The organism is Cupriavidus sp. 2SB, from assembly GCF_005503625.1.
Lineage (GTDB): Bacteria > Pseudomonadota > Gammaproteobacteria > Burkholderiales > Burkholderiaceae > Cupriavidus.
Map to the genome: position 1 here is coordinate 146858 of NZ_SCMX01000005.1, position 8141 is coordinate 154998.

6 protein-coding genes are annotated in these 8141 nt (G+C 65.6%); all 6 read right to left on the reverse strand.

From position 1 onward, the window contains the following. Position 1 precedes the first annotated feature (1 nt). The 6 genes from FFS21_RS04070 to FFS21_RS31905 all read right to left on the reverse strand — a co-directional run bounded on the left by FFS21_RS04070 (position 2) and on the right by FFS21_RS31905 (position 8071). Positions 2-2866 carry a DUF4118 domain-containing protein gene (locus FFS21_RS04070; RefSeq protein WP_137923661.1) on the reverse strand — a complete coding sequence of 955 codons (2865 nt, stop codon included), beginning with the start codon at positions 2864-2866 and terminating at the stop codon, positions 2-4. A 249-nt stretch (positions 2867-3115) separates the two neighbouring features. Further along, a complete protein-coding gene (kdpC, locus tag FFS21_RS04075; protein ID WP_249359101.1) occupies positions 3116-3730 on the reverse strand; it encodes a potassium-transporting ATPase subunit KdpC in 615 nt (204 codons plus the stop codon). Positions 3731-3746: 16 nt separating this feature from the next. Beyond that, on the reverse strand, positions 3747-5975 hold the full coding sequence (kdpB, locus tag FFS21_RS04080; protein ID WP_137923662.1) for a potassium-transporting ATPase subunit KdpB: 2229 nt from the start codon (positions 5973-5975) through the stop codon (positions 3747-3749). Between the two features lie 16 nt (positions 5976-5991). Continuing rightward, complete coding sequence (gene kdpA / locus FFS21_RS04085; RefSeq protein ID WP_137923663.1) at positions 5992-7824, reverse strand: potassium-transporting ATPase subunit KdpA; 1833 nt, start codon at positions 7822-7824, stop codon at positions 5992-5994. Next, entirely contained in the window at positions 7824-7913 is a 90-nt protein-coding gene (kdpF, locus tag FFS21_RS04090) for a K(+)-transporting ATPase subunit F (protein ID WP_109582419.1), read from the reverse strand. The genes kdpA and kdpF overlap by 1 nt, the downstream gene beginning before the upstream one ends. Continuing rightward, positions 7913-8071, reverse strand: a complete 159-nt coding sequence (locus tag FFS21_RS31905) for a hypothetical protein (RefSeq protein ID WP_171020317.1) — start codon at positions 8069-8071, stop codon at positions 7913-7915. The genes kdpF and FFS21_RS31905 overlap by 1 nt, the downstream gene beginning before the upstream one ends. Positions 8072-8141: the final 70 nt, after the last annotated feature.

Consider the following 8141-nt stretch of genomic DNA (forward strand, 5'->3'; position numbering starts at 1 on the left):
CTCAGTGCGGAAAGTGAATGGACTCGTCGAGCAGTTCGGGCTCGATCACGGGAGGATTGCCGCGCGGCAGTGCCACGATGAATCGCGCGCCGGGCCGGGCAGGCTCGACCCAGATGCGGCCACCATGCGCCTGCACGATGGCCTCGCAAACAGCCAGGCCCAGCCCGACACCTGCCGTGGCGGACTCGCGCTCTCCACGCGTGAATTTCTCGAAGATGCGGCGCTCCTGTCCTACCGGCACGCCAGGACCATCGTCCTCGACGATCAGGCGGACTTCGTCGCTACCGGTGTCGCCAGTCGGGCTCGCGACGATATCGCCATAGACGCGAATCACCGTACCCGGCGGCGTGTACTTGGCCGCATTCTCGAACAGGTTGCTCAGCACGCGCTCCATCAGCACGCCATCGCACTCGACCAGCGGCAGCACGGACAGATCCGATACTTCCACGCGATGATCGCGCAGCGTCTCGCGCATCGACACGAGCGACGCGCCCACCAGTTCTTCGAGCGATTGCCAGCCCCGTTGCAGCGCCACGTCATGCTGCTGCAAGCGCGCCATGTCGAGCAGGTTCACCACCATCGTGCGCATGCGCTGCGCCTGCGCGTGGATGGCATCGACGGTTTCGGCCACGTCATGCGCCAGCGGCGGGTCGGCGCGCTGCAGCGTCTCCGCCATGCCGAGCAGGCCCGTGAGCGGCGTACGCAGATCGTGCGAGACCGCCGCCAGCAGCGAACTGCGCAGCCGTTCCGATTCGATCGAGAGCAACGCACGCTGCGCCACATCCACATAGTGCAGCCGCTCGATGGCAATCGCGATCAGCGTGGCAAAGACATCCGCCTGCCTGCGCAGTGCAGGCTCCGCCAGCGCATGCCATGCGCGGGGCTCCACGGCCAGCACGCCACGCGTCTGCATCGGCGCTTTCAATGGAAGGTACAGCACGGTGCTGCCGGGCAGCGTATGCGTGCCAGTGCCAGCAGGCTCGCCGTGATCGAACACCCATTGCGCCAGGACGGTGTCGATGGCTTCGCCCTTGGGCGAGCGCGCGCCGCCATGGTCTTCCGACGAAGGCGACAGGGGCGACGAGATCGGTTCGAGCCGGGCTTTCTCGTTCACAAGGAAGAACGTCGCATGCGCATCGAACGCGGCACGCAGGAAGCGGCCACCAATCTCGACGATCTGCTCGGGCGTCAATGCCGCAGACAATTCGCGCGCCAGCTCGTACAGCGTGCGCGCATCGGTCTCGCGACGCACGGCTACGTACGCCTGTTCGCGCAGGCCCGCAGTCAACTGGCCGATGACCAGACCCACCGCCAGCAGCACGAAAAACGTCAGCAGGTATTGCACATCGCTGACCGCGAACGACATGCGCGGGGCAACGAAGAAGAAATCGAACGATGCCACGGACAGCACCGACGCCAGCGCCGCCGGTCCGCGCCCGTGGCGCAGGGCCACCACGACCACGGCCACCAGGAACAGCATCGCGATGTTGACCTGGTCGAACCACGGCCGCGCGAGCATCGAGACGCCGGTGGCCGCCGCACACCACACCACCGCCCAGCCATAGTCGCGGCTGCGCAGGCGCGAGGGCTCGGCGTCTTCCTCATGACGCGTGTCAGGCCGCGTTTCCGTGCGCACGGTTTCGCGCGTGGTGTCTGCGGCTACGCGCACCACATCGATTTCGGGGCAGCCTGCCGCCAGCGCATCGGCAAACGACTGCTTGCCGATCAATCGATTGCCGGCGCCAAGCAGCGGCGACAAGGCACGCGCCAGCCAGATGCGCGCACGATCGAGCACGCCGCCTTCGGCACGCCATTCGGTGCGTGCGCGGCCAACCAGTACCTTGGTCAGATTGTGACGCCGGATATAGCCCACCACGGCCTCGACCATGTCATGGCCCGCGAGTGTCTCCGTGCGGGCGCCGAGCGATTCGGCCAGTTGCATCGCCACGCGCAGACGCAGGCGCAGCGTGTCCACGGGCGGCAGCAGGTGCGATGCGGCGATGGTCACCACATGCCAGTCGCAATCGAGCTGACTCGCGAGGCGATGCGCGCTGCGCACAACCTGTTCGGCATCATCGCCCAGCCCGATGCAGGCGAGCACGGCTTCGCGCGTGCGCCACACCGGGGAAATTTGTTTGGCATCGCGATACGCGCGGACATCATCGTCCACACGATCCGCCGTGCGGCGCAACGCCAGTTCGCGCAACGCGATCAGGTTGCCCTTGCGGAAGAAGTTACGCGCCGCGTGGCGCGCCTGCTCGGGCAGATAGACCTTGCCTTCGCGCAGACGACGCAGCAGTTCGTCGGCAGGCAGATCGACGAGCACCACTTCATCGGCGCCATCGAACACGGTATCGGGTACGGTCTCCCAGACACGCACGCCCGTGATGCCGCCCACGGCCTGGTTCAGGCTGTCGAGGTGCTGCACGTTGACCGTGGTCCACACATCGATGCCTGCGGCCTGCAATTCCTCGATGTCCTGCCAGCGCTTGGGATGTCGGCTGCCGGCCGCGTTGGAATGCGCGAGTTCGTCCACCAGCACCAGCGCGGGACGACGCGCCAGCGCGCCATCGAGATCGAACTCGTGCAGCACACGGTCGCGGTAGGGGACATCGCGCAGCGGCAGATGTTCGAGACCTTCGACCAGCGCCTCGGTCTCGGCACGGCCATGCGTTTCCACCACGCCGATCACCACATCCACACCCTGCTCGCGCAATGCCCGCGCCGCAGCGAGCATCGCAAACGTCTTGCCGACGCCAGCGGACGCACCGAAATACACACGCAACTTGCCACGCGCAGCACGCACGTCCTCCGCCTGCATGCGTTGCAGCAGCGCGTCGGGATCAGGACGTTGAGGGGTGGTCATCGTGCGGGGGATTGTGCCATGGGGTGAGTTTTGATGTCGCGATGGTTTGCTCCCCTCTCCCGCATCCTTTTTTTTCTCCCCTCTCCCGCAAAGCGGGAGAGGGGTTGGGGGAGAGGGCAAGAGGCTCTGCTTGCCGACGTGCCGCAATTTGAACTGCTGGCCCTCTCCCCCGCCCCTCTCCCGCAAGCGGGAGAGGGGAGAAAGAATAAAAGGCGGGAGAGCAGCGCAACAAGCAGGGAGAAGACGCGCTTACTTCACCGCATCCAGCGCCAGATTCAACTTCAGCACATTCACCCCCGGCTCGCCCAGCACGCCCAGCCCCGGCCCTTCCGTATTCGCCGCGATCAGCGCTTCCACCTTCAGCGTCGGCAAGCCACGCAAACGTGCGACACGCGCGGCCTGATACTGAGCCGCCGCCACGCTGATATGCGGATCGAGGCCGCTGCCGGAGGCGGTGGCCAGATCCACCGGAACCGGGGCGTTGTTGCCCGGATCGGCTTCACGCAGTGCGTCGATGCGTGCCTTTGCCGCATCGGTCAGTGCCGGATTGGTCGGGCCCAGGTTGGACCCCACCGATGCCGCACCGTTGTAGGGCATCGGCGCCGTGGCCGACAGGCGGCCCCAGAAGTACTTCGGGTCGGAGAACGGCTGGCCGATCAGTTCGGAACCGACCGTCTTGCCATCCTTGACGATCAGCGAGCCGGCGGCCTCGTGCGGGAACACGGTGCGTGCGATGCCAGCGACCAGCCCCGGATACAGCAGCCCGGTGATGATCGACAGCGCGACGAACACGGTCAGCGCGGGCCGCAGCATGCCCTGCTGGGGGGCGGGTTCTTGCATGGCGAGTGTGGATTTTGCAGACATTGTGATGCTCCGAATTTCAGATCCAGCCAACCGCAGTCAGCAGCATGTCGATCACCTTGATCCCGGCAAACGGCACCAGGATGCCGCCCAGCCCGTAGATCAGCAGGTTGCGACGCAGCAGCACCGCCGCGCCAAGCGGGCGATACGTGACACCGCGCAGTGCCAGCGGAATCAGCGCGACGATGATCAGCGCGTTGAAGATCACGGCCGACATGATGGCCGACGCCGGCGTGGACAGATGCATTACGTTCAGCAGATTCAATTGCGGATACGTGGTGGCAAATGCGGCCGGAATGATCGCGAAGTACTTGGCGATATCGTTGGCCACGCTGAACGTGGTCAGCGAGCCGCGCGTCATGAGCATCTGCTTGCCGATCTCCACGATCTCGATCAGCTTGGTCGGATTGCTGTCGAGGTCGACCATGTTGCCGGCCTCGCGCGCGGCCTGCGTGCCGCTGTTCATCGCCACGGCCACGTCGGCTTGCGCCAGTGCCGGTGCATCGTTGGTGCCGTCGCCGGTCATCGCCACCAGACGACCCTGCCCCTGGTATTCGCGAATCAGCGCGAGCTTGGCTTCGGGCGTGGCTTCCGCGAGGAAGTCATCGACACCAGCCTCGGCCGCAATCGACGCAGCCGTCAGGCGGTTGTCGCCAGTAATCATCACTGTGCGAATGCCCATCTTGCGCAGTTCGCCAAAGCGCTCGCGGATACCGGTCTTGACGATGTCCTTGAGTTCCACCACGCCCAGCACGCGCACGGTATCTTCGGTGCCTTCCGATACCGACTCGCACACCACGAGCGGCGTGCTGCCAGCGCGGGCCACGTCGTCCACGGCCTGCATCACGGCATCCGGGAACTTGCCGGCGCGCTCCGTCACGTAGCGGCGCAGCGCATCGGCCGACCCCTTGCGCACACTGCGCACGATGTTGCCGCTCGTCACATCCACACCACTCATGCGCGTCTGCGCGGTGAACGGTACGAACACGGGCGCACCCATGCCGCGCGTGGTCAGTTCCGGCGATGCGGTGCCCGGACGCTGACGGGCGAGCGTGACGATGCTGCGACCTTCCGGCGTTTCATCGGCCAGCGACGACAGCCAGGCGGCTTCCGCCAGTTGGCGCTCGGTCACGCCGGGCGCGGCGATGAAGCGCGAAGCCTGGCGATTGCCGTACGTGATCGTGCCCGTCTTGTCGAGCAGCAGCACATCCACGTCGCCTGCGGCTTCCACAGCGCGGCCCGACGTGGCGATCACGTTGGCTTCCATCATGCGGCTCATGCCCGCCACGCCGATGGCCGACAGCAAGCCACCAATCGTCGTCGGGATCAGGCACACCAGCAGCGCCACGAGCACCGTGACCGAGACCGGCACGCCGGCCTGCGTCACGAGTACTGCATAGAGCGAGTACGGTTGCAGCGTGACCGTAGCCAGCAGCAGCACCAGCGTCAGGCCCACCAGCAGGATGGTCAACGCAAGTTCGTTCGGCGTCTTCTGGCGCTTGGCGCCTTCCACCATGCTGATCATGCGGTCGATGAAGCTCTCGCCGGGGTTCGTGGTGATGCGCACCACGATCCAGTCAGACAGCACGCGCGTGCCGCCCGTGACCGACGAGAAGTCACCGCCCGACTCGCGGATCACCGGCGCGGATTCGCCGGTGATCGCGCTTTCATCGACCGATGCCACGCCTTCGATCACCTCGCCGTCACCAGGGATCATCTCGCCCGCTTCCACGAGCACGATGTCCCCGCGGCGCAGCTCGGTAGCCGCACGCGGTTCGGTGGCACCCGCGGCACGCGCATCGCTGCGGCCCGTGCGCACTACGCGCGCCATGGTGGTGGTCTTCAGGCCACGCAGCGCAGCGGCCTGCTGCTTGCTGCGGCCTTCCGCCAGGGCTTCGGCAAAGTTGGCGAACAGCACCGTGAACCAGAGCCAGACGGACACGGCCAGAATGAAGCCAGCCGATTCGCCACCCGCCGCGCCCTGCTCCGGCGCCAGCCAGGCGCGCAGGAACAGGATCGTCGTCAGGATGCTGCCGGCGTAGACCACGAACATCACCGGGTTGCGCAGTTGCGCACGCGGCGACAGCTTGCGCAGCGCATCGACGATGGCCGGCTTCACCAGCTCCGGCGAGAACATGCCACGCGGGGGGCGCGGATGTTGCGGGGCGGGTGTCTGCGTGGCGGCTGCGCCGGGGTTGCGCGACGGTGCGGTATTGGCGGCACGCGTCGCGGAGGATTGTTGTTGCATGCGAATTCTCCGCGGATTACTTGGCAGCCGCCGTCACGGCGGCAGGCTGCAATTGCTCTGCGACGGGGCCAAGGGCCAGCGCAGGCACATAGGTCAGCGCGCCAACAAGCAGCACCGAACCCACCAGCAGCGTCACGAACAGCGGGCCGTGCGTGGGCATCGTGCCAGCCGATACCGGCGTACGACGCTTGGCAGCCAACGAACCAGCCATCGCCAGCACAGGCACGATGATCCAGAAGCGGCCGAACCACATCGCCGCAGCCAGCAACACGTTGTAGAACGGCGTGTTGACCGAGACACCGGCGAACGCACTACCGTTGTTGTTGGCCGCCGACGACAGCGCGTAGAGCAGTTCCGAGAAGCCGTGTGTGCCGGGGTTGAACACCGCAGCGCGTCCCGGCTCGACCATCACCGCGATGGCGGTGCCCACAAGCACCAGCAGCGGCGTGACCAGAATCGCCACGGCGGTCATCTTCATCTCGTACGCCTCGATCTTCTTGCCCAGATACTCGGGCGTGCGACCGATCATCAGGCCAGCGATAAACACCGCAAGCACGGCGTAGACCAGCATGCCGTAGAGACCAGAACCCACGCCGCCGAACACCACTTCACCGAGTTGCATCAACAGCATCGGCACGAGACCGCCGATGGCCGTGAACGAGTCATGCATCGCATTGACCGCGCCGCACGAAGCCGCCGTGGTGATCGCGGCAAACAACGCGCTGGCCGAGATGCCGAAGCGCACTTCCTTGCCTTCCATGTTGCCGCCGGCCTGCAGCGCCGAAGCGGCGTGGTCGATCGGCAGGCCAGACAGCGCCGCGGTGATCTGCTGCTCGGAGAACATTGCCGCCGCAGCCATCACCACGAAGATCACCGTCATCGACGCGATGACCGCCACGCCCTGGCGCCGGTCCTTGACCATTTCACCGAACGTGAAGCACAGCGCGGCGGGGATCAGGAAGATCGCGAGCATTTCCAACAGGTTCGCGAACGGCGTGGGGTTCTCGTACGGATGCGCCGAGTTGGCATTGAAGAAGCCGCCACCATTGGTGCCGAGCATCTTGATGGCTTCCTGCGAAGCAACCGGCCCCATGGCCAGCGTCTGCTTGTCAGTCCTGGCTGCCTCGGTCACGGGCTTGCCTTCGGCATCGAGCACCGGCTGGCCTGCGGCATCCACCTTGGGCTGTGTGTATTCCACAGCCGTGACGAGATTCACTTCCTTGTAGCTGTCGAAGTTCTGGATCACGCCTTGTCCCACCAGCGCGACGGCCAGCACCACGGACAGCGGCAGCAGCACGTACAGCGTGGTGCGCGTGATATCGGTCCAGAAGTTGCCGATGGTCTTGGCGCCGTGGCGCGCAAAGCCGCGAATCAGCGCGAACACCACGGCGATACCCGTGGCTGCCGAGACAAAGTTCTGCACGGTCAGCGCGAGCATCTGCGTGAGATAGCTCATCGTCGACTCACCGGCATAGCCCTGCCAGTTGGTGTTGGCAACGAAGCTGATCGCCGTGTTGAACGAGGAATCCGGCGACACGGCGCCAAACCCCTGCGGGTTCAACGGCAGCATGCCTTGCAGGCGCTGGATCGCATAGACAGCCACCACACCGATCACATTGAACACGATCACGGCGATGGCGTACTGCTTCCAGTTCATTTCGGCATCGGCGCGCACGCCGGCCACACGATACAGGCCGCGCTCCAGCGGGCGGCCCCAGGATGTCAGGGCGTAGTTACCTTCCTCGATGGCGCGCCGCATGTAGCGGCCCAGGAAGGGGCCGACCACGAACAGGATCAGAAGGAACAGGGCGAGGAGTCCGAAGAACTCTGCGTAGGGAGAGGTAGCCATCAGAATTTCTCCGGCCGGAACAGCGCAACAAGCAGGTAGATGAAGATGGCGACGGCCAGGCCGCCGCTAAGCAGGTCGGTCCAGTTCATCAGAGCCCCCTGTCGCTAGCGGAATGCTTCGCCGCCGGGGTGTCGTCGACTTGACCGCGCCCCGCAGGAAGGTTGGCGCCGAGCGCGGCGCACAGGGCCAGCAGCGCGCCCGTCAGCGCACCAAAAGCCAGCAATACGAGGAAATAGATCCCGTCCATGACATGTGTGCAGGCATCGCGCCTGCCGAGTGATTCACGGATGGAAGGTTAGGGATCGGGGGGTAAAAAC